The 26,339-nt window shown below is 70.2% G+C and carries 22 protein-coding genes; 7 read left to right on the plus strand and 15 right to left on the minus strand.

Going from position 1 to position 26,339, the window contains the following annotated elements:
• Positions 1-154 precede the first annotated feature (154 nt).
• From AC1HFH_RS06430 to AC1HFH_RS06440, 3 genes are all read right to left on the minus strand, one after another.
• A complete protein-coding gene (locus AC1HFH_RS06430) occupies positions 155-913 on the minus strand; it encodes a hypothetical protein (RefSeq protein WP_480246512.1) in 759 nt (252 codons plus the stop codon).
• Between the two features lie 206 nt (positions 914-1,119).
• Complete coding sequence (locus tag AC1HFH_RS06435; RefSeq protein WP_480246513.1) at positions 1,120-1,608, minus strand: glutathione peroxidase; 489 nt, start codon at positions 1,606-1,608, stop codon at positions 1,120-1,122.
• 94 nt (positions 1,609-1,702) lie between these two features.
• Positions 1,703-2,134 carry a TetR family transcriptional regulator C-terminal domain-containing protein gene (locus AC1HFH_RS06440; RefSeq protein WP_480246514.1) on the minus strand — a complete coding sequence of 144 codons (432 nt, stop codon included), beginning with the start codon at positions 2,132-2,134 and terminating at the stop codon, positions 1,703-1,705.
• A 46-nt stretch (positions 2,135-2,180) separates the two neighbouring features.
• On the opposite strand from AC1HFH_RS06440, the gene AC1HFH_RS06445 reads away from it, so the two are divergent.
• Positions 2,181-2,312, plus strand: a complete 132-nt coding sequence (locus AC1HFH_RS06445) for a hypothetical protein (RefSeq protein WP_480246515.1) — start codon at positions 2,181-2,183, stop codon at positions 2,310-2,312.
• Positions 2,313-2,626: 314 nt separating this feature from the next.
• Positions 2,627-3,316 carry an LppP/LprE family lipoprotein gene (locus AC1HFH_RS06450; protein ID WP_480246516.1) on the plus strand — a complete coding sequence of 230 codons (690 nt, stop codon included), beginning with the start codon at positions 2,627-2,629 and terminating at the stop codon, positions 3,314-3,316.
• 99 nt (positions 3,317-3,415) lie between these two features.
• Here the strand turns inward: AC1HFH_RS06450 and AC1HFH_RS06455 are convergent, their stop codons facing one another.
• The 6 genes from AC1HFH_RS06455 to AC1HFH_RS06480 form a co-directional block, all read right to left on the minus strand.
• A complete protein-coding gene (locus tag AC1HFH_RS06455; RefSeq protein ID WP_480246517.1) occupies positions 3,416-7,171 on the minus strand; it encodes a multifunctional oxoglutarate decarboxylase/oxoglutarate dehydrogenase thiamine pyrophosphate-binding subunit/dihydrolipoyllysine-residue succinyltransferase subunit in 3,756 nt (1,251 codons plus the stop codon).
• A 182-nt stretch (positions 7,172-7,353) separates the two neighbouring features.
• Positions 7,354-11,541, minus strand: a complete 4,188-nt coding sequence (locus AC1HFH_RS06460) for an ABC transporter ATP-binding protein (RefSeq protein ID WP_480246518.1) — start codon at positions 11,539-11,541, stop codon at positions 7,354-7,356.
• 8 nt (positions 11,542-11,549) lie between these two features.
• The gene (locus AC1HFH_RS06465; RefSeq protein WP_480246519.1) at positions 11,550-12,332 is read right to left on the minus strand and encodes an ABC transporter permease; all 783 of its coding nucleotides are present in this window, start codon (positions 12,330-12,332) and stop codon (positions 11,550-11,552) included.
• Positions 12,329-13,273, minus strand: a complete 945-nt coding sequence (locus AC1HFH_RS06470; protein ID WP_480246520.1) for an ATP-binding cassette domain-containing protein — start codon at positions 13,271-13,273, stop codon at positions 12,329-12,331. Before AC1HFH_RS06470 ends, AC1HFH_RS06465 begins: the two co-directional genes overlap by 4 nt.
• Positions 13,270-13,989 (minus strand): hypothetical protein, encoded by a 720-nt coding sequence (locus tag AC1HFH_RS06475; RefSeq protein ID WP_480246521.1) that lies wholly within the window; start codon positions 13,987-13,989, stop codon positions 13,270-13,272. The genes AC1HFH_RS06470 and AC1HFH_RS06475 overlap by 4 nt, the downstream gene beginning before the upstream one ends.
• Before the next feature lie 132 nt (positions 13,990-14,121).
• The gene (locus AC1HFH_RS06480) at positions 14,122-14,601 is read right to left on the minus strand and encodes a winged helix-turn-helix transcriptional regulator (protein ID WP_480246522.1); all 480 of its coding nucleotides are present in this window, start codon (positions 14,599-14,601) and stop codon (positions 14,122-14,124) included.
• 54 nt (positions 14,602-14,655) lie between these two features.
• Here AC1HFH_RS06480 and AC1HFH_RS06485 point away from each other — a divergent pair, with 54 nt between their 5' ends.
• Complete coding sequence (locus tag AC1HFH_RS06485; RefSeq protein WP_480246523.1) at positions 14,656-15,462, plus strand: thioesterase family protein; 807 nt, start codon at positions 14,656-14,658, stop codon at positions 15,460-15,462.
• Between the two features lie 12 nt (positions 15,463-15,474).
• On the plus strand, positions 15,475-16,884 hold the full coding sequence (locus AC1HFH_RS06490) for an MFS transporter (RefSeq protein WP_480246524.1): 1,410 nt from the start codon (positions 15,475-15,477) through the stop codon (positions 16,882-16,884).
• Between the two features lie 75 nt (positions 16,885-16,959).
• On the opposite strand, the gene AC1HFH_RS06495 is transcribed toward AC1HFH_RS06490, so the two are convergent.
• A complete protein-coding gene (locus AC1HFH_RS06495) occupies positions 16,960-17,988 on the minus strand; it encodes a glutathione S-transferase family protein (protein WP_480246525.1) in 1,029 nt (342 codons plus the stop codon).
• Between the two features lie 72 nt (positions 17,989-18,060).
• Between AC1HFH_RS06495 and AC1HFH_RS06500 the strand changes: the two genes are divergently transcribed.
• Positions 18,061-18,729 carry a phosphoribosyltransferase gene (locus tag AC1HFH_RS06500; protein ID WP_480246526.1) on the plus strand — a complete coding sequence of 223 codons (669 nt, stop codon included), beginning with the start codon at positions 18,061-18,063 and terminating at the stop codon, positions 18,727-18,729.
• Here the strand turns inward: AC1HFH_RS06500 and AC1HFH_RS06505 are convergent.
• Positions 18,699-19,892, minus strand: a complete 1,194-nt coding sequence (locus AC1HFH_RS06505) for an amino acid deaminase/aldolase (protein ID WP_480246527.1) — start codon at positions 19,890-19,892, stop codon at positions 18,699-18,701. The two genes, AC1HFH_RS06500 and AC1HFH_RS06505, sit on opposite strands and share 31 nt — an antisense overlap.
• A gap of 44 nt (positions 19,893-19,936) precedes the next feature.
• Complete coding sequence (locus tag AC1HFH_RS06510) at positions 19,937-20,416, minus strand: TetR family transcriptional regulator (RefSeq protein ID WP_480246528.1); 480 nt, start codon at positions 20,414-20,416, stop codon at positions 19,937-19,939.
• A gap of 243 nt (positions 20,417-20,659) precedes the next feature.
• Here AC1HFH_RS06510 and AC1HFH_RS06515 point away from each other — a divergent pair, with 243 nt between their 5' ends.
• Positions 20,660-21,409: a tyrosine-protein phosphatase gene (locus AC1HFH_RS06515; protein ID WP_480246529.1), complete on the plus strand. Its 750-nt coding sequence runs from the start codon at positions 20,660-20,662 to the stop codon at positions 21,407-21,409.
• Between the two features lie 5 nt (positions 21,410-21,414).
• Here the strand turns inward: AC1HFH_RS06515 and AC1HFH_RS06520 are convergent, their stop codons facing one another.
• The 3 genes from AC1HFH_RS06520 to AC1HFH_RS06530 form a co-directional block, all read right to left on the minus strand.
• Positions 21,415-22,674, minus strand: a complete 1,260-nt coding sequence (locus AC1HFH_RS06520; RefSeq protein ID WP_480246530.1) for a class I adenylate-forming enzyme family protein — start codon at positions 22,672-22,674, stop codon at positions 21,415-21,417.
• Positions 22,675-22,771: 97 nt separating this feature from the next.
• Positions 22,772-23,566, minus strand: a complete 795-nt coding sequence (locus tag AC1HFH_RS06525; protein WP_480246531.1) for an enoyl-CoA hydratase/isomerase family protein — start codon at positions 23,564-23,566, stop codon at positions 22,772-22,774.
• A 58-nt stretch (positions 23,567-23,624) separates the two neighbouring features.
• On the minus strand, positions 23,625-24,482 hold the full coding sequence (locus AC1HFH_RS06530) for a carbon-nitrogen hydrolase family protein (protein WP_480246532.1): 858 nt from the start codon (positions 24,480-24,482) through the stop codon (positions 23,625-23,627).
• A gap of 62 nt (positions 24,483-24,544) precedes the next feature.
• Between AC1HFH_RS06530 and AC1HFH_RS06535 the strand changes: the two genes are divergently transcribed.
• Complete coding sequence (locus AC1HFH_RS06535) at positions 24,545-26,332, plus strand: DEAD/DEAH box helicase (RefSeq protein WP_480246533.1); 1,788 nt, start codon at positions 24,545-24,547, stop codon at positions 26,330-26,332.
• The last annotated feature ends 7 nt before the right edge of the window (positions 26,333-26,339 follow it).

Below are 26,339 nucleotides of genomic sequence, written 5' to 3' on the forward strand. Positions count from 1 at the left end.
GGGGCGGGCAGGCCGACCGGCGCACCGCCCTGGTGTGGTGCGCCGGGGTCCTCGCCGAACGGCCGAACGGTTCGGTAGCGGCGGGCCGGTGTGGTCCGGACCTCGGGTCGGCCGCTTCGGATGGGTCGACTCGAAGTCCGCCGCGGCCGGGCGTCTACTGGCCGTCGAGTTCCTGGATGACGTCCCGGTAGGCGTTCGGCACCGTCACCTCGATCAGGTGGTTCTGGGCCTGTTCCAGCGTCCAGTCGATCTCGCCGTCCTCGAGCTTCTCCTCGCGCACGAAATCGTTGTCCAGGTTGACGTCGAACTCCATCATGAGATCGCGTTGCTCGTCGAGCACGAAGACCGAGATCAGCCGACCGGCCACATAGGCCTTGATGAACTTCGCTTCGTCCCAGGGGCCCTCGATGAGGCGGTCCTCGACATCCTCGTCGTCGTCCTTGATCAGGTTCCGGCGCAGCTGGATCTGCTGGTCGTAGCGACCGGTCGGGGTCTGGTACTCCCGGTCGGCGTAGAGTTCGCCGACCTGCGAGGCCGAAGCGAGTCCGAACGAGATGTCGCCGTCGAGCTTGTCGACGGAGTAGTCCTCACCGCTGTCGTCGTCGGCCCAGATCACGTCGCCGGCGCACGGCCGGACCCCACCGGTCAACTCGCCACCGCGGCTGTTGGGTTCCTTCCGGAACCCGTCGTACCCCAGGAAATCCACATACTCCTGCAGGTGCTCGCCGAGCACACCGCACGGATCCAGGCTGCGCACGCTGCTGGTCGAGGTAGTGCTCGATCCGTCGCCGAGGGTGTTCGACCCATCGGCCACGGTGTCGCCGCCGTCGCCGCAGGCTGCCACCGCCACGAGGGTGGCGAAGGCGAGTGGCGCGGCCCCGAATCGCCGCAGTGTGGTCCGAGTTCCCCGCATGTCTTTCCTCCCGAAGTTCGTGAAACAACGCGTGCGCGCGAGCAATTCGCAGGCAGCGCAACGGGAGATCGTGACATATCGCCCAGGGGTTTCCAAACCGGGCGCCTCGGTCCGAGGCCTCGGGGCACTCTCCAGCGACTGACCGGTCGCGGTTCGGGTCGGGCCCGGTGGTGTGCGCGGCACCGCCGGGCCTTGTCGTCTCCGGATCAGAGGGCGGCTTCGATGGCCGCGGTGACCGCCGGGTCGCCGGGCTCGGTGCGGGGGCGGAAGCGGCCCAGGACCGAGCCGTCGCGGCCGACCAGGAACTTCTCGAAGTTCCACTGGACATCGCCGGCCGAGCCGTCGGCATCGGCGGTGTTCGTCAGCTCGGAATACAGCGGATGCCGATCCGTGCCGTTGACATCGGTCTTCGCGAGCAGCGGGAAGTCCACCCCGTAGGTGGTGGAACAGAACTCCTGGATCTCCTCGGCACTACCGGGCTCCTGACCCATGAACTGGTTGCACGGCACGCCGACCACCGTGAACCCCTTGGGGCCGTACTTCTGCTGCAACTCCACCAACCCGGTGTACTGCGGGGTGAGCCCGCAGCGGGAGGCGACGTTGACCACCAGGGCGGGTCCGTCGCCGGCCAGTGCGGCCAGCGTGGTCGGCTGTTCGGTGAGGGTCTGCAGTGGAATCTCGCGAATGTCGGTCATGGTCGCGATAGTAGGTCCCCGGCGGCGGGTGCGGCCGAAGTCGCTCCCGTCGCGCGGACGGCCGCCGGGCGGCGGTGCCGCGTAGGCCGGTTCGTCATCGCTGGTCGCCGGCGTCCGATGGGCGTTCGCGCTGGGCGGCTTCCGATGCACGCGTGATGGCGGCATCGAGGATTTCCCGGGCCTCGAGTGGGCTGAGCTGACAGAGGATCACGTGGATTCCGAGGCCGTCGAGCAGTGCCAGCAGGTCACTCGCCGACCGCTCGGCGCGGGCCCGATCCGATGCATCGGGGTCCTGCCGGGCGATCGGATGATCGCGGAATGCGCGACTGTCGGCGACCATTCGGGCCGCGATCGGCGGCCGGGTCGCAGCGAAGGCGAGGTAACCGATCAGGCTGCGGGCGTCGTCGGCGGAGGCGGCATCGGCCGGAAGTAGTGCGCCCAGCAGGGCATGCAGATCGTCCTGATCCTCGACCCCGGCCACCCGGGCGGTGACCCGTTCGGCGATGGTGCTCATGGCGAACTCCATCATCGCCTCCTTGGTCGGGAAGTAGTGCTGGACCCGGCCGGCGGAAATGCCTGCAACCGGACGCGGGGACTACACCGCCACGGCGGTCACCCTGTGGGCCGACGATCCGGCCCGGCTGCCGGATGCGTTCGCCCGGTCGTCTCGTCCGGCGGTGGTCCTGTCGGGGGCGGGTAGCTAGAGATCGAGCGGTCGACGTACATCCTCCAGTGTCTGCCGGTCACGCGCCGGGTCTGGGGCCGGTCGATCGGCTGCCGGTGTCTCCAGGTGGGCCCGTTCCGATTGCGCTATTCGCACACCAATGCATCCGAAACCGCGGAAATTGCCGGTCCGGCACCTTTATCTGTGCGAACAGCGCAGTCCGCTCGGGCGTGGCTGCGCTTCCCGGAGGTGTCGATCTTGCCCACCCTAGGGTGCAAGTACCGGGTTCACGCCTAACGGGGGCTGCCGGTCGCCGATGGACTGAGGGAAGCTACGGAACAGATGGAGGAGATCATGCGTAGAGCAGCATGGGCCGGGGCGTTGATTGCAGTGGGGGCGCTGGCTGCCGCCGGTTGCGAGGATCCGGCCGGGGACGGTGCGCCGTCCGGCGGCGGTGCGACGACTGTTTCGCAGAGCGTGACTCCGGCTCCCGAGGCGACTGCGGTGCCGACCGCCGAGCCGACGGCCGAGCCCACCGATGAACCGGCACCCGGGGGCGAACCGACCGCCGAACCGGAGACACCGGAGCCGGGGACGACGGAACCGGCAGACAACAGCGATATCGCCGGACCGGGCCGGTGTATCGATCCGCAGTCGCCCGGGGTGCAGCGAGCGGTGGCCGGACTCGGCTCCGGCTGGGCGGCCGGGCAGGCGGCACCGGATGTGCCCGGCGCCTGCGGCGAGCTGCTGTGGGTGCGCGCGATCGGGGGCAATTCGGCGGGTGCGCCGATCCACGTGCTGTTCTTCCACGACGGCAGCTACCTGGGCACGGCGACCTCCGAACCGTATGCCTTCACCTACGTCAGCGGCCAGGACGCCGATTCGGTCACCGTCGACTACCGCTGGCTCGCCGGGGACGGCAACGGCCCCGAATCCTTCGCGAACCCCCAGGGCGGCCCGGTCTCGATCACCTACGACTGGACCGGATCCGGCGTGCAGATGAACGGATCGTTGCCGCCCGAGGTGACCGACCCGGCCCGCTGACTCGGAGCAACGAGACCTTGCATCGAAATGCGCGGTCGTGCACTGCCGGCGATGCACTACCGCGCATCTCGATGCAAGATCCGGGCACGCCCGAGGTGCCTACGAGGTGGGCTCGAAGGCCTCGCCGACGATCTCGGCCTGTTCCACGGCGTGCACCTTGGATGAACCCGAGGACGGGGCCGACATGGCGCGGCGGGAGATCCGGCGGAGCCTGCCGAGGCGCTCCGGCAGTACCTCGGGGAGGTTGAGGCCGAAGAACGGCCAGGCGCCCTGGTTGGCCGGTTCCTCCTGGACCCAGGCGATATCGGTCGCGTTGGGGTACTTCGCCAGCGCCTCGTTGAGGCGGAAGGTCGGGATCGGGTAGAGCTGTTCGATCCGGACGATGGCGATATCGTCGCGGTTGTTCTTGGCCTTCTCCGCGGCCAGCTCGTAGTAGAGCTTGCCCGAGGTCAGCAGGATCCGCTTGACCTTCGCGGTGTCGCCGGTGCCCTGCTCGTAGGTGGGCTCGTCGAACACCGACCGGAACTTCGATTCGGTGAAGTCCTTGATATCGGAGACCACGGCCTTGTTGCGCAGCATCGACTTCGGGGTGAAGACGATCAGCGGGCGCTTGATGCCGTCGTGCGCGTGCCGGCGCAGCAGATGGAAGTAGTTCGCCGGCGTGGACGGCACCGCGACGGTCATCGACCCCTCGGCACACAGCTGCAGGAACCGCTCGATCCGCCCCGAGGTGTGGTCCGGGCCCTGGCCCTCGTGGCCGTGCGGCAGCAGCAGCACCACATCGGAGAGCTGGCCCCACTTCGCCTCACCGGAGGAGATGAACTCGTCGATGATCGACTGCGCGCCGTTGACGAAGTCGCCGAACTGCGCCTCCCACAACACCAGCGCATTCGAGTTGCCCAGCGAGTAGCCGTATTCGAAGCCGACCGCGGCGAATTCGCTCAGCGCCGAGTCGTGCACCGCGAACCAGCCCGGCTTCTCCGAGCCGATGTTGTGCAGCGGGGTGTACTCCTCGGCGGATACGCGGTCGATCAGCACCGCATGCCGCTGGGTGAAGGTGCCGCGGCGGGAGTCCTGGCCGGTCAGGCGCACGTCGTGGCCTTCGTCGATCAGGGTGCCGAACGCAAGCAGTTCGGCGAACGCCCAGTCCACCTTGCCTTCGTAGGCCATCTCCCGGCGCTTCTCCAGCACCGGCCGGACCCGCGGGTGGGTGTTGAAACCGTCCGGGACGTTCGCGAAGGCGTCGCCGATGCGCTGCAGCACCGACTTGTCCACCGCGGTCGCCACGGTGGCCGGCACCTTCTGGTCGTCCTCGACCGACTCCGACGGCTCCGGCGGGTACTTCTCCAGCTCCCGGACCTCGTTGAACACCCGCTCCAGCTGACCCTGGTAGTCGCGCAGTGCGTCTTCGGCCTCCTTCATGGAGATGTCACCGCGGCCGATCAGCGATTCGGTGTAGGCCTTGCGCACCGAGCGCTTGGTGTCGATCACGTCGTACATGTACGGCTGGGTCATCGACGGGTCGTCGCCCTCGTTGTGCCCGCGGCGGCGGTAGCAGATCAGGTCGATGACGACGTCCTTGCGGAACTTCTGCCGGAAGTCGACGGCGAGCCGGGCCACCCAGTCGCAGGCCTCCGGGTCGTCGCCGTTGACATGGAAGATCGGGGCGCCGATGAACTTCGCGATATCGGTGGAGTATTCGGTGGAGCGGCTGTTCTCCGGGGCGGTGGTGAAGCCGATCTGGTTGTTCACCACGATGTGGATGGTGCCGCCCACCCGGTAGCCGCGCAGCCCGGACAGGTTCAGCGTCTCCGCGACCACGCCTTGGCCGGCGAATGCGGCGTCACCGTGCAGCATCAGCGGCATCACCGAGAAGCCCTCGGGGCCGTCGCCCTTGTTCAGCAGGTCCTGCTTGGCGCGGACCAGGCCCTCCAGGACCGGGTCGACGGCCTCCAGGTGCGAGGGGTTGGCGGTCAGCGAGACCTTGGTCTCGTTGTCGCCGAACATCTGCAGGTACTGGCCCTCGGCACCCAGGTGGTACTTCACGTCACCGGAGCCGTGGGTGGCGGCCGGGTTCATGTTGCCCTCGAACTCGGTGAAGATCTTCGAGTAGGGCTTGCCGACGATATTGGCGAGCACGTTGAGTCGGCCGCGGTGCGGCATGCCGATGACGACCTCGTCGAGCGAATGCTCCGCGCCCTGGTCGATCACGGCGTCCATCATCGGGATGACCGCCTCGGCGCCCTCCAGCGAGAAGCGCTTCTGCCCGACGTACTTGGTCTGCAGGAAGGTCTCGAACGCCTCGGCGGCGTTGAGCCGGTTCAGGATGTACTTCTGCTGGGCGACGGTCGGCTTGACATGCTTCTGCTCGACGCGCTCCTGGATCCACTTGAGCTGTTCGACGTCGAGGATGTGGGTGTACTCGACGCCGACGTGGCGGCAGTAGGCGTCCCGCAGGATGGACAGCACATCGCGCAGCTTCATCCGCTCCTGGCCGTGGAAACCGCCCACGTCGAAGGTGCGGTCCAGGTCCCAGAGGGTGAGCCCGTGCTCGGTGACGTCCAGGTCGGGGTGGCTGCGGAACTTGTCCTTGACCAGGCGCAGCGGGTCGGTGTCGGCCATCAGGTGGCCGCGGTTGCGGTAGGCCGCGATCATCTCCAGCACGCGGGCGCTCTTGTCGACGCCGCGTTCGGAGATGTCCTTGCGCCAGCGCACCGGCTCGTACGGCACACCCAGGCCGTGGAAGATCTCGTCGTAGAACTCGTCGGAGATCAGCAGCTGGTGGATGGTGCGCAGGAAGTCGCCGGACTCCGCACCCTGGATGATGCGGTGGTCGTAGGTCGAGGTCAGCGTCATCAGCTTGCCGACGCCGATATTGGCGATCCGCTCATCGCTCATGCCCTGGAACTCGGCCGGGTACTCCATCGCGCCGGCGCCGATGATCGCGCCCTGGCCGGGCATCAGCCGCGGCACCGAGTGCACGGTGCCGATGGTGCCGGGGTTGGTCAGCGAGATGGTGACGCCGCTGAAGTCGTCGGCGCCGAGTTTGCCGTCGCGGGCGCGGCGGACGATGTCCTCGTAGGCGCTGTGGAACTGGCCGAAGCTCATCTCCTCGCAGCCCTTGATCGCCGCGACGACCAGCGAGCGAGTGCCGTCCTTACCGGCCAGGTCGATGGCCAGGCCCAGATTGGTGTGTGCCGGTGTCACCGCATTCGGCTTGCCGTCCACCTCGGCGAAATGCCGGTTCATGTTCGGGAACTGCTTGACCGCCTGCACGATGGCGTAGCCGAGCAGGTGGGTGAACGAGATCTTGCCGCCGCGGGTGCGGGCCAGGTGGTTGTTGATCACCAGCCGGTTGTCGATCATCAGCTTCGCCGGGATGGCGCGCACCGAGGTCGCGGTGGGGATGGTCAGCGACGCCGACATGTTCTTGGCGATCGCGGCGGCCGGGCCGCGCAGCACCTTGGACTCGTCGCCGTCCGCGGCGGGCTTGGCGGCCTTGGCCGGGGCATTGGACACCGGCGCCGGGGTGGTCTTCGGGGTGCGTGCCTGCTCGGCGGCAGCCGGCTTCGGAGCGGCGGGCGCCGGGGCGGCGGGCTTCGGCGGCGCCGGAGCGGGGGCGGGTGCTGGCGCGGGAGCAGCTTTCGGGGCCGCCGCGGCAGGTGCGGGTGCGGCGGCGGGCCGGCTGTCACCGGATTCGGCGTTGGCCTCGGGGGAGTAATCGGCGAGGAACTCGTGCCAACTCTCGTCGACGGAGGATGGGTCCTGTTTGAACTTCTGATACATCTCGTCGACCAGCCACTGGTTCTGTCCGAACTGGGAAGTTGAGCTGCTCACAGCAGGTGTTCGCCTCATTTCGTTCTTCGCGCTGCGACGTTTGTGACGTGCCCGGCACCGGGGCCCGGCGGATGCGTGCCGATGCGCCCTCTCCGAGCATATGCCCAGTGACAAATCGCCGGTGTGACGACCCGCATCCGAGTCGGCGGCGTGCGTCGGTCGTCGATTGTCCCCGGAGTCGAGTCGCCACCACGTATCGATCACCACCCGGTAGGAGACGACTCGTCCTCGATCGAGATTATTCCTTCGCTGCGCGCGGCGCTCGCCCAGAGGCGCGCATAACTTCCGCCGGCTGCGAGGAGTTCGGCATGGGTTCCGTGTTCGACGATGCGGCCGTGCTCGACCACGGCGATACGGTCCGCGCGAGCGGCAGTGGCCAGCCGATGCGCGACCAGGATCGTCGTTCTCGCCCTGGTCAGCGCGGTACTTGCGGCGAGGGTCGCGGCCTCGGCGGCCGGGTCCAGAGTGGCGGTGGCCTCGTCGAGGAGCAGCAGATCCGGGTCGACGAGTTCGGCGCGGGCGAGGGCGAGCAGTTGACGTTGACCGGCAGCCAGGCCGCGGCCACGTTCACCGACCGGTTGGTTCATTTTCTCGGGCAGACCGTCGACCATTTCCTGGGCACCGACGGCTCGGGCGGCTTCGGCGATCTCCTGATCGCTCGCAAACGGTCGCCCGAATGCAATGTTGCTCGCTACGTCACCGGTGAAGAGGTGAGCTTCCTGGGGGACAATTCCCAGCCGCGATCGATACTCGGTGAGCATAAATTTACGTATGTCGACACCGTCGACCCGGATCGTGCCCGCGCCGGGTTCGTCCGGGAGGTCGTAGAGGCGGGCCAGCAGCTTCACGATCGTCGACTTGCCGGCCCCGGTCGGCCCGACCAACGCCAGGGTGCTGCCGGCCGGGACGGTCAGGTCGATGCCGGCCAGAGCCGGCTTCCGGGTGCCGGGGTAGTGGAAGCGCACCCCGTCGAACACCACCTCGCCGCGCAACCGGCCGGCCACCCGGACCGGTGCCGCCGGGTCCGGGGCGATCGAGGAACGGGTGCGCAGCAGTTCGCCGATCCGGCGCAGGCCCACCCGGGCCTGCTGATAGCCGTCGAACACCTGGGAGAGCTGATGGATCGGGCCGAACAGCAGACCCAGATAGAGAATGAAGGCGACCAGCGAACCGGTACTGGTGTGCCCGGCCGCGACGGCACCGGCGCCGGTGAAGACCACGGCGGCCAGCGCCAGATCGGCCCAGGCGCCGACGAATGCGAAGTACATCGCCAGCGCCCGTTGCGCCCGGACCCGGCTGTTGCGGTACCGCCGGGAGTGGCCCGCGAACCGGCGGGCGGCCAGGGGCTCGTAGCCGGCGGCCTGGACCGCACGCAGCCCGGCGATGTTCTCCTGGAAGTCGGCGTTGACCGTGGACACCCGCTCCCGGGAGATGCGGTACGCCCGGCCGGACACCCGGCGGAACAGAGCGGTGGCCAGCAGCAGCGGAGGCAGCGTCGCCGCGACCACCAGGGCCAGTGGCAGGTCGATCACCGCCAGCGCGACGGCGATGCCGACCAGGGTCAGCGCCGCCACCATGCTGGTCGCGACTCCGGTCTGCAGGAAGGTGGACAGTGCGTCGACGTCGGTGGTCATCCGCGTCATGATCCGGCCGGACATCTCGCGTTCGAAGTAGTCCAGGCCCTGCCGCTGCAGGTGGGCGAAGCTGCGGATCCGCAGCCCGAACAGCACTCGCTCACCGGTGCGGGCGGTGAGCACGGTGGATGCGGCGGCGATCAGCCAGGCCGCCACCACCAGCACCGTTCCCAACGCGGCGGCCCGCCACAGCACCGCGGGGTCGCCCCGGGCCACGCCGTCGTCGATCGCGTAGCGGACCAGCGGCGGAAACGCGATCCCGACCAGCGCATCGGCGACCAGCAGCAGCATGACCACCGCGACCAGCGCCCGCACCGGGCGGAGCAGCCGGGCGAGACCGAAGCGCGGTTCCGGCGCACGCAGGTCCCCACCGAGCCGCGGCTGTTCGGTGGCCGGCGGCAGTTCGGCGATGGTCCGCAGCAGTTCGGGGGTCGCGGTGAGTTCGTTCGCTGCGCCGGACCGGGTGGTGGGCGAATCTGTCCTGGGTGGTGCGTCAGCACCGAGCCGGTCACCGCGACCGGCCGTGCGGCGCTGCCAGGGCGCAGCCGGAGCCGCTGGTTCGGATGGCCGGTCGCCGAGCTGTCCGGACGGTGCGGAGTCCCGGCCGGCCTCACGTCGGGGTCCGGCAGTTCCGATGGGCTGCTCGACAGAGCCTGGGTGCAGCGCGGTTCCGGCACTCTCCCAGTGGCCGGTCGACGGCGCAGGGTCGGGTCGGATCGGAGGTGCCGTGGTGATCGGGAAGGGCCCAGGTTCGGAGCATGTCCGGTGACCGGTCGAGCGTGTGGGGCCGGAGTCGGTGTGGTGCCCGCGTGGTGGTGTGGGGTCGGTGTCGGTGTGGTGCCCGCGTGGTGGTGTGGGCTCGGGATCTGTCCGGTGTCCGGCCGGCGGCGCGGGGTCGGGGCGGACCCGAGGTGCCGTGGTGGCCGGGGCGGGCCCGGGCCCGGAGCCTGTCCGGTGACCGACCGAGGGGGTGGGGTCGGAGTCGGCGTGGTATCCGGTGGGTGGTGTGGGTCCGGCGTCCGTCCGGTAATCGGCCGGCGGTTCGTGGTCGGGGTGAATCCGGGGTTCGGTGACCGGGGACGGGCCGGGGAGCCGGATCACTCGGTCGGCGCGGGCCAGGGTGGATTCGCGATGCGCCAGGATGATGGTGGTCCGGCGGCTCGAGTCGGGGAGCCGGTCGAAGATTTCCGCCTCGGTGATCGGGTCCACGGCAGAGGTGGCGTCGTCGAGCACCAGGATCCGCGGCCGGGCCAGGAGTACCCGGGCCAGGGCCAGTCGCTGGCGCTGGCCGCCGGACAGTGTCAAGCCGCGCTCGCCGACCACGGTGTCGTAGCCGCCCGGCAGCGCCGAGATGAATTCGTCGGCCGCGGCGGCGACGGCGGCCGCCCGGATCTCGGCCTCGGTGGCGGTGGGTCGGCCCAGGGCGATATTGGTGGCGATGGTGTCGGAGAACAGGAAATGGTCGTCGAAGACCACGCCGACCGCCGCGCGCAGTTCGGCGGCCGCTGCCTCCGCCAGGTCCACGCCCGCCGCCGGCTCGGAGTCGTCCGAGATCAGCCGGATGTGCCCGTGTTCCGGCGCGTAGAAGCGGGGCAGCAGCAGTGACAGCGTCGATTTCCCGGATCCGGTGGGGCCGGTGACGGCGACCGTCTCGCCCGGTGCGATCCGCAGGTCGAGGTTCTGCAACACCGGCCGATCCGGGTCGAAACCGAAGGTCACCGCGCTGAACTCGACACCCAAGGGGCCCGCCGGGAGCGGCACCGGATGCGGCGGATCGGTGACCGCCGGCCCGGCGTCGATGACGGCGAACACCCGGTCGGCGGCGGCCTTGGTCAGCTGCGCCATCACCACCACCGCGCTGATCGAGCGGGCCGCGCCGGCCATTGTGGCGAGATAGGCGGTGAATGCGAGGAAGGTGCCGATTCCGATCACGCCGTGCAGGGCGAGCATACCGCCGGCGACGATCACCGTGACCAGCCCGGCCTGCGGCAGCACCGAGACCGTCGGCGTGAACCGGGCATTGATCTTCGCCGCCCGCATCCGTTCGGCGAACAGTCGGCGGCCCTGCTGCTCGAGTTCGTCCACCATCCGGGTCTGCTGCCCGAAGCCCTGCACCACCCGGACGCCGGTGACGGACTGTTCGACGTGTTCGGCGATCTCGGCCGCGCGCTGCTGCGCCGACCAGGTGGCCGCGTACAGGCGCGGCCGCATCCGGATCACGGTGACCGCCATGGCGGGCGCCACCAGCAGCGCCGCCGCGGCCAGAGGCGGACTCAACCAGAGCATCACCGCGACCGCCAATCCGAACTGCAGCACGGCCAGCCCGGACCACGGCGCCATCGCCAGCAGTCCCTGCACCAGCTGCAGATCGGTGATCGACCGGGAGACCACCTGACCGGTCCGGAGCGAATCCTGGCCGGCGCCGTCGAGCCGATGCAGGGAATCCAGCAGCCGCACCCGGAGCCGGTGCTGCACATCCAGCGACAGCTGCCCGGCCCACATCCGCCGCCCGAAGGTGGTCAGGAACCGGGCGCCGGCCAGCGCCACCAGCACCGCCGCCGCGCTGCCGATCACCCCGGTGTCCCCGACACCGGCCGCGTCGACGGCGCGTTTGACGGCCAGCGGTGCCGCGATCTCGACGACGGCACCGGCCACGATGGCCGCCGCGATTCCGGCGAGCAGCCGCGGTTCGCGGCGGCACTCCAGCCATAGCCGGCGCAGCCAGCCGTCGGAAGTTTCGGAACGAACGGGCACGCCGACCGCTACAGATCCCGTCGCCGCAGCTCCCACCACCCGGCGGCGGCGAGCCCGGCAGCCCACAGCAGCAGTACCACCAGCGCGGCCGGTGCAGGCGCGAACAACGCGCTGTCCTCGAACGAACCGACCGCCACCGCGCCCACCGTGGCGGCGGCCGGCAGTACCGTCACGATGCCGGGGATCCCGAATCCGTCGGCAACCAGCCAGGTCAGCGGTTCGATGACGAATGCCCAGCCGAGCACCAGGGTGACCGTGGTGGCCGCCGAACGGGTGAGCAGGCCGACGCCCGCCGCGATGAGCGCCCAGCCGGCCGCCGCGAGCACGCCGGCGCCCAGTACCTCGACCAGGGTCAGGCCGAACTCGGCCTTGTCACGGGCGGCGACCACCAGGAAGGCCACCGACACCAGTTCGGCGACGAGCGCGGCGCCCGCCGCGTAGGCCGCCAGCGTCAGATACTTCGCCGCTGCCAGCCGATCCCGGTCCGGTGCGAACAGGGCGGTGACCGCCAGCTCCGCGCGGCGGGACTCGCCACCGGTCCCGGCGGCGCCCAGCACGACGGCCACCACCAGCGCGGACAGCACCGTCAGATACAGGCCGATGGAGGCTGCGCCGGTCGCCGGTTCGGCCTCCGGGTCGAACGGTCCGGAGGTGAATGCCGTGGTCAGGGTGGCCGCGACCGCCACGGCGATCGGCGCCGACAGCAACAGCCGCAACGGCGGCACCGTGGTGATCTTGCGGGATTCCGAATCCAGCGCGGGCAGCAGGTCCGGGGGCAGCACTGTGATCATCGGGCCATTCCGGGGTTCGGTGGGACAGGAGCGACCGGCGCTGCCGGGGAAAAGGTCGGCTGCCGCTGCCGGGGGCGGGTCAGCGAGGCCAGCACCCGATCCGGATGGATCGGGTCGGCCACGACGGCCTGTACGTGCGCCCGCGCGGCGGCGGCCGCGGCGCGGATCTCGGCCTCGGTGGCCTCGGCCACCGCCAGTCGGCCGTCCGGCCGCATCACCGCATCGGTGAACCCGCGGGCCGCGAGCGCGGTGGCCAGCGCGACTGCCGGCGTTGCGGCGACCAGCAGCCGGTCCGGATGGCCGCGTCGCAGCCGGGCGGGGCTGCCCCGCCAGACGGCCGCACCCTCGCTGAGCACGATCAGCTGGTCGGCCAGCGGGACCACTGCGGCCAGGCTGTCGGCCGCGAGCAGCAGGGTGCCGCCGCGGCGCTGGTGTGCTCGCAGCAGTGCGGCGACGGCCGCGTGGTCGGCGGGGAAGGGGCCGGCGAACGGGTCGTCGACCAGGAGCAGCGGTGGATCGGCGAGCAGGGCGGTCGCCAGCGCCAGCCGGGTCTGCCCGCCCGGTGTCAGATCGGCCACCGGTGCGTCGGCGACCGGGGTGAGCTGTGCCAGCTCGAGGACCTCGGCCACCCGGGCGGCCGGGACACCGGCGAGCGGGGCGTGGATCCCGAGCTGTCCGCGCACACTGCGGGCCGGATGCAGGCCGCGTGGGGTGAGCACTGCGCCGACTCGCCGGGGGCCGCGGCCGCCGGGGAGCTCGGCCGCGCCCGCGGTCGGGCGCTGCAGCCCCAGCGCGGTGCGCAACACCGTGGACTTACCCGCCCCGGCCGGGCCGACCAGGGCGGTCGTCGACCCGGGTGCGACGGTGAACGAGATGTCGTGGACCGCGGTGACCTGGTCGAAACGCTTGGTCAGCCCGCGTACCGCCACTGCGGCGGTCATCGCTCGGTGGCCGGATTCGGCAGCGACTCCAGCGCCGGCAGCGGGTCCGCTTCGATGACCAGTGTTGCCGGCCAGGTGGTCGGTGCCGGGCCGAAGGCCTTCCGGGCGTTGTCGATGGTCCGGCGGCCGATCGCCCGGTTACCCGCCCCACCGATGGCCGCGCCGATACCGGCCGGGAGCACCTTGCCCGCGATCAGGGCGGCCCGCTTCTTGACGTACTGCGCGATGAAGCGCTTGATCAGGGCGCTGTTGATCCCGACCACGCCGGGCAGCTTGTCGGCGAATACGGTCGCCCAGTTCTTGGCCGGGGTGCCGACGTTCTTCCGGATGATCTCCCGGCCGCTGTCGCCGAGGACCACCGAGAGCACCAGCGCCCGCCGGTTCTCGACATCCTCCGGGGCGATGCCGTGGATATCGGCGACTGCCAGGGTGAACAGGGCCGAGGCCTCCATGAAGAAGGCGGTCTCCGCGCTGACCGCGGCGAGCGCGGTGAGGGTGCCGACCCCCGGGACCGCGGCGGTCGCGCCGACCGCCGTCCCGCTGCCGGTCACCGTCAGCAGGTACTGATGCTCGAGGCGTTCGACCAGCTGAGCCGGGCTCTCCCCGGGGTGCCGCCGACGCAACCAGGCCACATACCTGGTGACCGCCGGCCCCTGCAGCCGGGAACCGGTATCGAGCGCATCGATCACCGCTCTTTCGATCGCGCCTTCGAACACGGTGCCGTCCCTCCTCGCGCATGCTGTTGAGCCTGACAGCCCATCATGCCAACGAACCGGACGCACCGCTCGTTCCGGTCGGTGTCCGTGGTCACCTGTGCCGGCGCGGCGCGGACCGGCGCGCAGGGCCGATCATGCCGGTCGGGGCGGCAGTAGGTCGGGGGAATGTGCCCCGGGCCCCAAGACGGGTCGAATGTCCGGGCCGTGCAACCGTTGCCCGCATTCCGAACAGGTCGGTTCAACGGTCATGCGGTGCCCGCAGGTGGTGTGGACCGCTTGGATGGGTGGGCCGTCCGGAGCGGCCCAGGTGTCACCCCACTGCCGCATGGCCGCCAGGACCGGCCACAGCGAGCGGCCCTTGTCGGTCGGCCGGTAGTCGTAGCGCACCGGGGCCTGCTGATATGCGACCTTCGCGAGGACACCGCTGTCGACGAGGTGGTCCAGCCGTTGCGTGAGGACGTTGCGTGCGATCCCGAGCCGGTTGCGGAACTCGTCGAACCGGGTCACGCCGAAGAGGGCGTCCCGGACGATCAGCAGCGTCCACCAGTCGCCGACCACCTCCAGGCATTGCGCGATCGAGCAGTTCATGTCCTCGAAGCTGGTTCGGCGCATGAATCCAGCCTAGTCGGTTGCTTGAAGAAACTCACTTGCTCTACGGTGAGTTTCATGATGCAACTCACTCGAGGGTCGGTGGGTGCCCGTTTCGCTCTCGCCGAAACCGGACCCCTGGCCTGGCAGGCCGATGTCGACGACAGCTGGCGCGGCTGGACCGGCCCGCACGGCGGCGTGATCGGCGCCCTGCTCACCGAAGTCGCCGGTGCGGCGGCACCCGCGGCCGGCCGGGTCCGGACGGCCGATATCCGGTTCGTCGGCCGCCCGCGCAACGGCCGGGTCGACTTCCGGGCGGCCGTGCACCCCGTCGGTCGAAGCACGACGGTGGTCGAGGTGGCCGCGGCGCAGGACGACGATGCGGTGGCCACCGGAACGATCACGCTGGGACTGGACGTCGACACCGAGGTGGCCGGCCGATCCGATCGGGCCCCCCTCGATGTCCCCGCGCCCGAGGACTGTGCGCCCTTCGCCCTGCCGCCGGAGATCGTTCCCGTCGGCGCCCATCTCGATATCCGCCCGGCCGCCGGCCCGCTGCCGCTGACCGGCGCCACCGATGCCTGGATGTGCGCCTGGATCTCCCTGGTGCCCGAGTTCGACCTCGGTGCCGCGAGCCTGCTGATCCTCGCCGACGCCCTGCCCCCGGCCGTCTTCCCCACCTTGCGCGCTCCGGTCGCGGTGCCGACCGTGACGCTGACCGCGCATCTGCACGCACCATCCGAAACGGCACCACCGCAGCCGGTGCTGGTGCGGGCGGAGAACGTGGCGACCGAAAAGGGCTGGTCCGTCGACGATACGACGGTCCGTGACCGGACCGGCCGATTGTTGTTGCAGGCGAGGCAGACTCGCCGGGTGCACGGCTGAGGTGCGGTAGCGATGCTGAATACGAACAACGTTGTGGTCGATCCCGATTCCGGGACGACGAATCATCGCGTGGTGCCGGCGGTAGTCGCGGTCGGCGTCCTGCTGTCCAGCCTGGACCTGTTCATCGTGAACGTGGCACTGCCCAGCATCGCGGTGGACTTCGCGGGCGTCGATATTGCCGGGCTCTCCTGGGTGCTCAACGCATACGCCATCGTCTTCGCCGCACTGCTGGTGCCGGCCGGCCGACTCGGCGACCGCAACGGGAATCGTCCGGTGTTCCTGTTCGGGTTGGCGTTGTTCGTCACCGGTTCCGCGCTGTGCGCACTCGCCTGGAACACCGAGACACTGGTGGGCTTCCGAATCCTGCAGGCGATCGGTGCCGCCGCGCTCACCCCGGCCTCACTGGGCCTGTTGCTCGCCGCGACACCGCCGGAACGGCGGGCCGTGGCGGTGCGGCTCTGGGTGGCGGTCGGTGGACTGGGTGCGGCACTCGGCCCGGTGGTCGGTGGTGCGCTGGTCGAACTCGACTGGCGGTGGATTTTCCTGGTGAACGTCCCGATCGGCGTAGTGGCTCTGCTGATCGGAGCCCGGATGCTGCCGTCCCCGGCCGGCGACGGCGGACCGTGGCCCGACGGACTCGGCGCGCTGTTGCTCATCGGCTCCGTTGCCGCGTTGATCCTCACGTTGGTGCAGGGTGAGGAGTGGGGCTGGGGATCGGCTCCGGTGATCATCGGACTCGTACTGACAGCCGTCCTCGCGGCTGCATTTGCGGCTTCCTCACGCCGCCATCGCAGTCCGGTGATCGATCCCGCGCTGCTGCGGGTGCCGAACTTCTCGTTGATGCTGGGCAATACCTTGCTGTTCAATGTGGCGTTCGCCGCGATGCTGCTGTCGACGGTGCTGTGGGCCCAGAACGTGTGGGGATGGTCGGCGCTGCGCACCGGCTTCGCCATCGCACCCGGGCCGTTCGTGGTTCCGGTCGTGGCGGTACTCGCAGGCATGCTGATCAGCCGCTGGGGTCCGGGGCCGGTGCTGGCGGTTGGCGGCCTCACCTTCGCCGCCGGCACCGTGTGGTGGGCCGCGGCCATCGAGGTGCAGCCCGATTACGTCGGCGGCATGCTGGGCGGCATGCTGCTGACCGGTGTCGGTGTCGGACTCACCATGCCGACCGGCTTTGCTGCCGGAACCGCAGGACTGCCACCGGCGCAGTTCGCCACCGGCTCGGCCGTGCTGAGTACGGCGCGCCAGGTGGGCGCGGCGGTCGGAGTTGCGGTTCTGGTTGCCGTGCTGGGAACACCGGTCGGGCCCGACGCGTCGCTCCACGCATTCCAGCGCGGCTGGTGGGTGATCGCGGCCGTGGCAGTGTTGGCCGGGCTGATCGGATCGGCGGCGGTGCGGCCGAAACATACGGCTGCTGCCTGATCCACATCTCCTCCGGGGCGCGGGCGGGTGCCATTGCCGGATCCGAGCCGGTGACCGCGACGCGGTCGGTTCGAGTCAGGTGAACGCCGGCACCCGTTCGGCAGCCGGGGGCGGTGGTGGTGGGGTGCCGTCGCCGAACGGGCGCCCGCCCAGCCGTTCCCGGTCGTGTGGTTCGAGCCAGTTGCTCAGGTCCGGGCCCAAGGGGACGATGCCGGTCGGGTTGATGTCGCGGTGCACCACGTAGTAGTGCTCCTTGATCTGGCCGAAGTCGACGGTGTCGCCGAAGCCGGGTGTCCGGAACAGGTCGCGGGCGTAGTTCCACAGCACCGGCATCTCGGTCAGTTTCGACCGGTTGCATTTGAAGTGGCCGTGGTAGACGGGGTCGAAGCGGACCAAGGTGGTGAACAGCCGGACGTCGGCTTCGGTGATGGTGTCGCCGACCAGATAACGCTGCCCGGCCAGCCGTTCGGTCAGCCAGTCGAGTGCGGTGAACAACCGGTCGTAGGCGGCGTCGTAGGCGTCCTGGGCCCCGGCGAACCCACAGCGGTACACGCCGTTGTTGACCTCGGTGAACACCCGCCGGTTCACCGCGTCGATCTCCTCCCGCAACGGCTCCGGATACAGCTGCGGAGCACCGGGCCGGTGGTAGGCGGCCCATTCGGTGGAGAAATCCAGGGTCATCTGCGCATAGTCGTTGGTGACCACCCGGCCGGTCGGCACATCGACCAGTGCGGGCACCGTGATACCGCGCGGATAGTCCGGGAACCGGGCCAGATAGGCGTCCCGCAGCCGCGGAATCCCCAGAACCGGGTCCACACCACCGGGATCCAGATCGAAGGTCCAGCTGCGCGCATCATGCGTGGGACCGCACAGGCCGAGCGAGATCACCCCTTCCAGCCCGAGGAGGCGCCGCACGATCAGCGTGCGGTTGGCCCACGGGCAGGCGCGGGCCGCGACGAGCCGGTATCGGCCCGGTTCGACGGGATACCCCGAACTACCGTCCGCGGTGATCCGCGTTTCTATGTAGTTCGTATCGCGCTTGAACTCGCCCGGTTCGACATAGGTGCCGGGCCGGCCCGCCGCATCGTTCGCCCGATCGGTCATGGTTGTCGATTCTGGCAGACGGCGAGCGTAGCCGGTCGCGCCCAGGGCACGGCGGGCGTAGCGTTCGAGGTGATGAACTACCCCAACCGGTCGGCCGCCGGGCGGGAGCTGGCCGCGGAACTCGAGTACCTGCACGGCACCCGGCCGCTCGTGCTGGGGTTGCCGCGCGGCGGGGTGCCGGTCGCGGCGGCGGTCGCGGCGGAGCTCGGCGGGGAGCTGGATGTGCTGCTGGTTCGTAAGCTCGGCGTGCCGTGGCAGCCGGAGCTGGCCATGGGGGCCATCGGTGAGGGCGGTGTCCGGGTGCTGAACGAGGATGTGCTCGGCCGGGGCGGAATCGGTGCCGATCAGATCGCGGAGATCGAACGGTCCGAACGCGCCGAACTGGAGCGGCGGCGCCGGATCCTGCGCGGTACCGCGCCCGCCCCGGTGCTGCGCGGCCGCACCGTGGTGATCGTCGACGACGGTATGGCCACCGGCGCGACCGTTGCCGCCGCCTGCGGAGTGGCACGAGCGCAGCAGCCGGACTACCTAGTGGTGGCGGTTCCGGTGTCGTCGGCCGAGGCGATGGAACGGGTGCGGGCGGACTGCGACGAGGTGGTCTGCCCGTGGGTGCCCCGGGAGCTGGGCGGGGTCGGCGGTGCCTATCTGGACTTCCATCAGCTCGACGACGACGAGGTCATTGCGCTGCTACGGCCGCCGGTGGAACCGGATCAGCCGAAGCACCGGCCTTCGCCGCGATAGGTCGGGACGGTGTGCCGGTCGCCGGATTCGTCGACCAGATGCAGCCGGTCGAACCGCTCGCACAATTCACCGGCCTTGGCATGCCGGAACCACACCCGGTCGCCGATCTCGAGTCCGGCCGCACCGGCCAGCGGTGTCTGCACCTCGCCGGCGCCCTCCGCACCGAGCAGGCGCAGGCCCGTGGGCCAGACCGGCAGCGGGACCCGGCTCGGACCCGCCGGCCCGGACGCGATGTAGCCACCGGCGAAGACGGTGGCGATATTCGGGGCGGGACGGCGCAGCACCGGCGTGGCGAAGTACATGGCGGGGCGCGGTGTGAAGCTGCGGTAGTGGTCGAACAGGGTCGGCACATACAGGCCGGAACCGGCGGTGACCTCGGTGACATCCGGATCGGCGACCGAGACCTCGATCGATCCGGTGCCGCCGCTGTTCACCAGTTCCAGCGGCCCGGTCTCCGAGCGCACGGCCGCCAGTACCGCGGTGCGCCGGCGGCCGATCTCGGCCGCGGAGAGCCGTTTCACCAGGCGGATCGCCGGATTGCTGTCCGGTAGACCGGCGATCTGTGCCTCATAGGTCATTACGCCGATTACGTCGAACCCCCGGTCGCGGGCGGTCCGGGCCAGCCGGGCGGCCTGATCCGGGGTGCGGATCGGCGAACGCCGCACTCCCAGGTGCAGCGGTCCGACCCGCAGCGAGGCGTCCACGTCCAGACACACCCGGGGGCGGACCCGGTCGGTGCCCAGGCCGGCCCGGAGCAGGTCGAGCTGGGCCTCGTCGTCGATCATCAGGGTGATCGCCCGGAGCGCGGCGGGGCGTTCGGCCAGCTCGGCCAACGCCGACCGGTCGACGGTGGGGTAGCCGAGCAGAATGTCGCGGGCGCCGTGCTCGGCCAGCCAGAGCGATTCGGCCAGCGAGAAGGACATGATTCCGGCGAAGCCGCCGCGGGCGGTGAGGCCGGGGCCCAGCACTTCGGCCAGCACTTCCCGGCAGCGCACCGATTTCGCGGCCACCCGGATGGCGATGCCGTCGGCGCGGCGGGTCAGATCGGCGGCGTTGGCGCGCAGGGCGGCCAGGTCGACCGCGGCCAGCGGCGGATCCAGGTCGGCGGTCGCGGCATGCAGGACTTCGGGAGTTGTCGCACCCGTCACATCGCCTTCGGTCACGACACTACTGAACCAGAGTTTTGGTCAGTCGTCCAGTATTGGGTTCAGCGGTCGGCCGCACGGGCCGCGAGGCAGCCGACCAGGTCGTCGAGTACGACGAGGGCGGTCTCGTCGTCGCCGTCGGCCAGCCAGCGCAATACCAGGCCCTGCAGGATCGACACCACATACGCGGCGACCGCCCCCAGTGGTTCCAACCACTGCGCGCCGGCCCGCTCCGCGCACAGTTCCAGGAAGACCTTGGCCTCTTCGTCCATTTCCCGGAACAGTGCGGCGGCGTCCGGATCGGCGACCGCCGGACCATCGGATTCCCATCGCTGCCGCAGCGTGCGGATGGTGGCCTCGTAGGCATCGACCTGCCGCATGGGGGTGCCCTTGATCACCGGCCAATAGGCGCTCAGCCCGGCGTGCAGGAGCACCCGTAGCGCCCGGACGCCGGTGCAGTCCAATCCCTCGGTCGCCTGCTCGACCGCGGTACATACGGTCGGCCGCAGACGCACCGCAACGGCTTCACTACGTGCGCTCAACAACTACTCCTCGGCAAGTTCCTCGATTCCCGCTGCCGCGCGGGAGGCGCGGCTCCTGTCGGACGCCGCCCTGGCGTTCGATGGTAGAAGGTTTTCCGTCATCAGGAACGGGTACTCTCGGCGTTTCCATACCTGAGGACGGTTTTTGTTATCCACCCGAGACCTCCGGTGTGGTACACGACATACGGAATCCAGGGCAAGAACCACACCACCGTCCCACTCTCGAGCGGTTAGCCTGAATCAGTGACGCTTTTTCGGCCCGCCGATCAGTACCAGCTCTCGGGAACCTTCAACTTCCGCGATATCGGCGGTCTGCGTACCGTCGACGGCGCCCGCACCCGGCCCGGAGTGCTGATGCGGTCCGCTCAGCTCAGCGGTCTCGACGAGGCCGGCCTGGCCATGCTGGCCGAACTCGGCATCGCGGACGTGCACGACCTGCGCGGCCCCGCCGAGATCGACCGGATCGGCGCCGATCGGATCCCCGAGCCGGTCCGGCTGCACATCAACCCGTTCCACGCGGGGATGATCGACACTCCGCCACACGAACCGAACAGCGACAAGACCCGTCGGCACATGCTGACCGTGTACCGCAACTTCCCGAAGCTGCCCGAGGCCCGGCAGGCGATCGCCGCGATCGCCGCATCCATCCTGGCCGACCGCGGGGCGGTCCTGGTGCACTGCGCCGCCGGCAAGGACCGCACCGGCTGGGCGGTCGCCACGCTGCTGCGGGCGGTCGGCGTCACCGAGGACGACATCCTCACCGACTTCATGACCAGCAACGATGCCGTAGTGCCGTTGCGTGCCCTGCTGGAACCGAAGCTCTCGCCCGGCGCCTCGCTGTCGCCGGATCTGCTCGGTGTTCATGTGGAGTACCTGGAATCGGCCACCCGGACGGTGCACGAGGACTACGCCGGACACGAAGGCTATTTCGACGCCGTCGGGTTGACCGCCGAACTTCGGGACCGGCTACGCAACCGGTTGCTCGCTGCCTGAGTCGGTCACCACCCGCTGACCTGGCGGACCGGCGATCGGGCATCGCGGACCAAGCCGTCCGGGTCGATGTGTACCTGGTCGCCGGTGTGGAACCAGGTGCCGGTGAACCGGGCCGCCGTGGTGCCGGGGTCGTTCCAGTACCGGCGGCTGACGTTCGGGCCTCGGCACAGGAGCTCGCCGTAGCCGTCGGCCGCGCCGGGGCCGGACAGGGCCAGCTCGGTGCCGCCGAACGGGAACCCCAGCGCCGCCGCGCCCACCGCGTTCGCATCGTCGGCCACCACCAGGCCGATCCCGCTGGTCTCGGTCGCACCCCACAGTGACCACTGCCGGGCCCGCGGAAAACACTCGCGCAGCGCGGCGGCCACGGCGGGCGCTCCGGCCGCGGCCCGCTCGGAGCGATGACCGGCCTTGCTGATCCGGGTGACGGAGCCGAACTCCGCCCGGCCGGACCACTCGTCGAGCAGGCCGGCGAAGATCCGGGGCGTCGCCGCCAGCATGTCGATGCGTTCCCCGGCCAGGAGCCCGGCGATCCGGGCGGCACGCCCCGGCCCGGTACCCGGCAGGACCACGGTGCCCCCGACTGCGAAGGTGGCCAGCAGTTGGTCGACACAGCCACTGGCATGGGCCAGCGGCAACAGCACCAGGTTGCGCATGCCGTCCGCGGGGAGGTCCAGGGCTCCGGCGACGGAGCGGACCGCCGACAGCAGGTTTTCGTTGGTCAGCTCCACGCCCTTGGCGGTGGCGGTGCCGGTATAGCAGAGCAGAGCCAGCTCGCTCAGTGCCGCACCGTCGTCGATGAAGGCGGCGCCGTCCGGCAGGGCGCCCTGCGGGCCGAGTACGAAATCGGCCCGGCTGTCGGCCAGCACGGCGGCCGCCCGCTCATCCGGCAGACCCTCCGGGACCAGCACCGGAACGGCACCGGAGAGCAGGGCGCCGAGGAAGGCCTGCACCCAGCGCGCCCCGGTGGGCATATGCACCGCCACTCGGTCGCCGAAGCCGATGCCGTGGGTCTGCAGGCCGCCGGCGATCCGGGCGGCGCTGTGCCACAGCTCCCGGTAGGTCAGCCGCGGCCCGCCGGCCTCGACCACCGCTTCCCTGGTGGTGAAGGCATGTACCCGCAGGTCCAGCAGCTCGGTCAGCGCCGGGCTCAGGTTCCCGTAGCGGAGCACGCCGTCGGCCGCCCGGGCCAGCGCGGCCTCGCCACCGGCCGCGCGGTGCGCCGGGAACTCGACGATGACCCCTGCGGACCGATCCTCCGGACACATGGGCCACCGTCCTTCACGTTCGACACCACTCCCACCTGTGACTATATGATGCAGATCACACTCGCGGGGTGGTTCGAGCCGGACCGTTTCGGGGTTGTCACCGGCCGGTGTAGGTCGCCTTCCCCGGGCCGTCGACCAGGAAGCTGCGCACTGCCCCGCGCAGATCCTCGGTTCCGAACAGCTCCCCGGACACCTCGGGCGTCACCGAGTCGGCGTGCGCGACGCCACCGGAACGCCAGGCCTCGACGATCCGCTTGGTGGCGGCATGGGCGCGGGTGGGTCCGTCGGCGAGCCGCCGGATCAGCACCTGGACGGCGGCATCCAGATCGGTGTGCACGCCATTGACCACCCCCCATTCGGCCATGGTGGCCGCGTCGTAGAGGTCGCCGGTCATCACGAATTCCCGGGCCCGGCCGGAACCGGCCCGCTCGGCGAGCCGCTGCGGTCCGCCCATCGACGGCGTCAACCCGACCACCGTCTCCACCAGCCCGAATTTGGCGGACGGGGTGGCCAGGATCAGGTCGCAGGCGAGTGCGATCTCGAATGCCGCGGTCAGGGTGAGGCCGTGGGCGGCGAACACCACCGGGCAGGGCAGCGCCTCTAGCGGGTGGATGATCTTCGCGAACAGTGCGCGCCACAGCTCCGCGCCCTGCGCCGGGGTCAGCCCGTCGAAGACGTTGACGTCGACACCACCGGAGACCACCTTGCCCGCGGCCCGGAACAGCACCACCCGCGGCGGCTCCGCGGTGAGCGCGGCGATATCGGCCGCCAGCGAGTCCAGCATCGCCCGGTCGAAGAGGTTCAACGGCGGATGATCCACGGTGAGCGTGGCGATCTCGGCGCCGGACGGGGTGAACTCGCGTTCGAGCCGGGTCGGGGTGTTTTCACTCATGCGGCACAGCGTAGGACGCGTCGGTGGCCGCGGGAACCGGTCGATCGCCGGGGCGGGATCAGCCGGACTCCGACGGCGCGGTCACTTCGTAGCGGCGTAGCGACAGGCTGGGATTGGCGCTGCGCACCCGGGCCAGTTCGGCCGGGTCGATCGTGGCGGTCAGCACGCCCGGGGCGTCGGCGAGTCCGGCCAGCACCGCTCCGGCCGGGTCGACGATCATCGAATGCCCGGCGCCGAGCGGGGCGCACTGATCGGCGGCGACCACGTAACAGGTGTTCTCGATCGCCCGGGCCTGCAGCAGGGTGGTCCACTGGGCGACCTTCGCCGGGCCCGGGATCCACTGGGCGGGCACCAGCAGCACCTGCGCACCGGCGGCCGCGACACGCCGGAACCCCTCGGGAAAACGCAGATCGAAACAGGTCTGCATGCCGAAAGTCACACCGCCGGTGGTGAACGTGACCGGCGCCTCGAGCGGACCGGGACGGACCACCTCGGATTCGGTGAAACCGAACGCATCGTAGAGATGCACCTTCCGGTACCTCGCGAGCATCGATCCGGCCGGGTCGAAGGCGACCAGGGTGTTGTGGATCCGATCCGAGGCCGGCTCGGTCCGCTCCACCACACCCGCCACCAGATGGACGCCGGTGTCGGCCGCGATCTCGGCCAGTCCGGTGGCGAACGGGCCGGTCAGCGGCTCGGCGGCGGCGACCACGCGTTCGTCGAGCCGGCGGACGGCAAACATCGAGTATTCGGGTGCGAGCACTACCCGGGCGCCGGAATCGGCCGCCGCCCGGACCCGGTCCCGCAGCGTCGCCAGATTGGCGCCGGGGTCGGTTGCCGGGGCGAATTGCACCACCGCGACCGGGATCGGCGCGGACGGCTGCGGTCCATTCTCGGCAGGGCTCCCCAGTTGCATACGTCTCACCGTATTGGCCCGGTGGTCGAGACAGCTACCGCCAGGCAGTAAACTCCTGGTCAATGAGTACCAATCAGGTCGACAGCGTTCCTGCCGACGACGACAGGGATACCGCCGACCCGACTTTCGCCGAGCTCGGCATCGATGACCGCATCCTGGCGGCCATCGCCGATGTCGGCTACGAGTCGCCGTCGCCGATCCAGGCCGCGACCATTCCGCCGCTGCTGGACGGCGCCGACGTGGTCGGCCTCGCCCAGACCGGCACCGGCAAGACCGCGGCCTTCGCCATCCCGATCCTGATGGGGCTGGACACCTCCCGGAAGGCGCCGAGCGCCCTGGTGCTGGCGCCCACCCGGGAGCTGGCGATCCAGGTCGCCGAGGCCTTCGGCCGGTACTCCGCGCACATCCCCGGCCTGCACGTGCTGCCGATCTACGGCGGGCAGAGTTACGGCGTGCAGCTGTCCGGGCTGCGCCGCGGCGCCCACGTCGTGGTCGGTACCCCGGGCCGGGTGATCGATCATCTGGAGAAGGGCACCCTCGACCTGTCGCAGCTGCAGTACCTGGTGCTCGACGAGGCCGACGAGATGCTCAAGATGGGCTTCCAGGAGGATGTCGAGCGGATTCTGGCCGACACCCCCGACGACAAGCAGGTGGCGCTGTTCTCGGCCACCATGCCCGGCGCCATCCGCAAGATCTCCAAGCAGTACCTGCACGACCCGGTCGAGATCACGGTCAAGGCGAAGACGCAGACCAACACCAACATCACCCAGCGCTGGGTGCAGGTGTCGCACCACCGCAAGCTCGATGCGCTCACCCGGATCCTCGAGGTCGAGGACTTCGAGGCGATGATCATCTTCGTGCGCACCAAGCAGGCCACCGAAGAACTGGCCGAGAAGCTGCGCGCGCGGGGGTTCTCGGCAGCCGCGATCAACGGCGACGTGGCCCAGAATCAACGCGAGCGCACCATCGGCCAGCTCAAGTCCGGTGCCTTGGACATCCTGGTCGCCACCGATGTGGCGGCCCGCGGACTCGATGTCGAACGCATCTCGCATGTGGTCAACTACGACATCCCGCACGACACCGAGTCCTATGTGCACCGCATCGGCCGGACCGGCCGGGCGGGCCGGTCGGGCCAGGCACTGCTGTTCGTCGCGCCGCGGGAACGGCATCTGCTCAAGTCGATCGAGCGGGCCACCCGGCATCCGCTCACCGAGATGCAGCTGCCCAGCGTCGACGACGTCAACGCCCAGCGGGTCACCAAGTTCGGTGACGCGATCACCGAGAACCTGTCCTCGGACAATCTGCCGCTGTTCCGCAAGCTGATCGAGGACTACGAGCGCGAGCACAACACGCCGCTGGTGGATATCGCCGCAGCGCTGGCCGTCGGCTCCTACGACGGCGACAACTTCTACCTCGAGCCGGAACCGGAACGGCCCGAACGGCCGCGCCGGGAACGGGCGCCGCGCCGATTCGACGACGAGGGCGGTGGCCGCCGCGGCTTCCGGCGCAGTGACGGCGGAGGCGACCTGGCCACCTACCGGATCAGTGTCGGCAAACGGCACCGCGTGGTACCCGGCGCCATCGTCGGCGCCATCGCCAACGAAGGTGGGCTGCGGCGCAGCGACTTCGGGCATATCAGTATCCGGCCCGACCACAGCCTCGTCGAGCTGCCCGCGAAGCTGCCGCCCGAGACCCTGGAGGCGCTGCGGCGCACCCGGATCAGTGGCCAGCTGATCCAGCTGCAGCTGGACCAGGGGCCGCCGTCGCAGCGGGTGAACACCCGCGGCCCGCGCCGCGACCGCGACTTCGGCCGCCCCTATCGAGGCGATCGCCGCAAGCCGCGGAGCTGAACGCTGC

The organism is Nocardia sp. KT25-26 (genome assembly GCF_056627695.1).

Coding starts and splice junctions, on each gene's coding strand:
- AC1HFH_RS06500 (WP_480246526.1), top strand. CDS start 18,061: ATGAACTACCCCAACCGGTCGGCCGCCGGGCGGGAGCTGGCCGCGGAA.
- AC1HFH_RS06430 (WP_480246512.1), bottom strand. CDS start 913: ATGCGGGGAACTCGGACCACACTGCGGCGATTCGGGGCCGCGCCACTC.
- AC1HFH_RS06455 (WP_480246517.1), bottom strand. CDS start 7,171: ATGAGGCGAACACCTGCTGTGAGCAGCTCAACTTCCCAGTTCGGACAG.
- AC1HFH_RS06490 (WP_480246524.1), top strand. CDS start 15,475: ATGCTGAATACGAACAACGTTGTGGTCGATCCCGATTCCGGGACGACG.
- AC1HFH_RS06465 (WP_480246519.1), bottom strand. CDS start 12,332: ATGATCACAGTGCTGCCCCCGGACCTGCTGCCCGCGCTGGATTCGGAA.
- AC1HFH_RS06530 (WP_480246532.1), bottom strand. CDS start 24,482: ATGCAACTGGGGAGCCCTGCCGAGAATGGACCGCAGCCGTCCGCGCCG.
- AC1HFH_RS06520 (WP_480246530.1), bottom strand. CDS start 22,674: ATGTGTCCGGAGGATCGGTCCGCAGGGGTCATCGTCGAGTTCCCGGCG.
- AC1HFH_RS06495 (WP_480246525.1), bottom strand. CDS start 17,988: ATGACCGATCGGGCGAACGATGCGGCGGGCCGGCCCGGCACCTATGTC.
- AC1HFH_RS06450 (WP_480246516.1), top strand. CDS start 2,627: ATGCGTAGAGCAGCATGGGCCGGGGCGTTGATTGCAGTGGGGGCGCTG.
- AC1HFH_RS06485 (WP_480246523.1), top strand. CDS start 14,656: ATGATGCAACTCACTCGAGGGTCGGTGGGTGCCCGTTTCGCTCTCGCC.
- AC1HFH_RS06435 (WP_480246513.1), bottom strand. CDS start 1,608: ATGACCGACATTCGCGAGATTCCACTGCAGACCCTCACCGAACAGCCG.
- AC1HFH_RS06480 (WP_480246522.1), bottom strand. CDS start 14,601: ATGCGCCGAACCAGCTTCGAGGACATGAACTGCTCGATCGCGCAATGC.
- AC1HFH_RS06445 (WP_480246515.1), top strand. CDS start 2,181: ATGCCTGCAACCGGACGCGGGGACTACACCGCCACGGCGGTCACCCTG.
- AC1HFH_RS06535 (WP_480246533.1), top strand. CDS start 24,545: ATGAGTACCAATCAGGTCGACAGCGTTCCTGCCGACGACGACAGGGAT.
- AC1HFH_RS06440 (WP_480246514.1), bottom strand. CDS start 2,134: ATGGAGTTCGCCATGAGCACCATCGCCGAACGGGTCACCGCCCGGGTG.
- AC1HFH_RS06525 (WP_480246531.1), bottom strand. CDS start 23,566: ATGAGTGAAAACACCCCGACCCGGCTCGAACGCGAGTTCACCCCGTCC.
- AC1HFH_RS06470 (WP_480246520.1), bottom strand. CDS start 13,273: ATGACCGCCGCAGTGGCGGTACGCGGGCTGACCAAGCGTTTCGACCAG.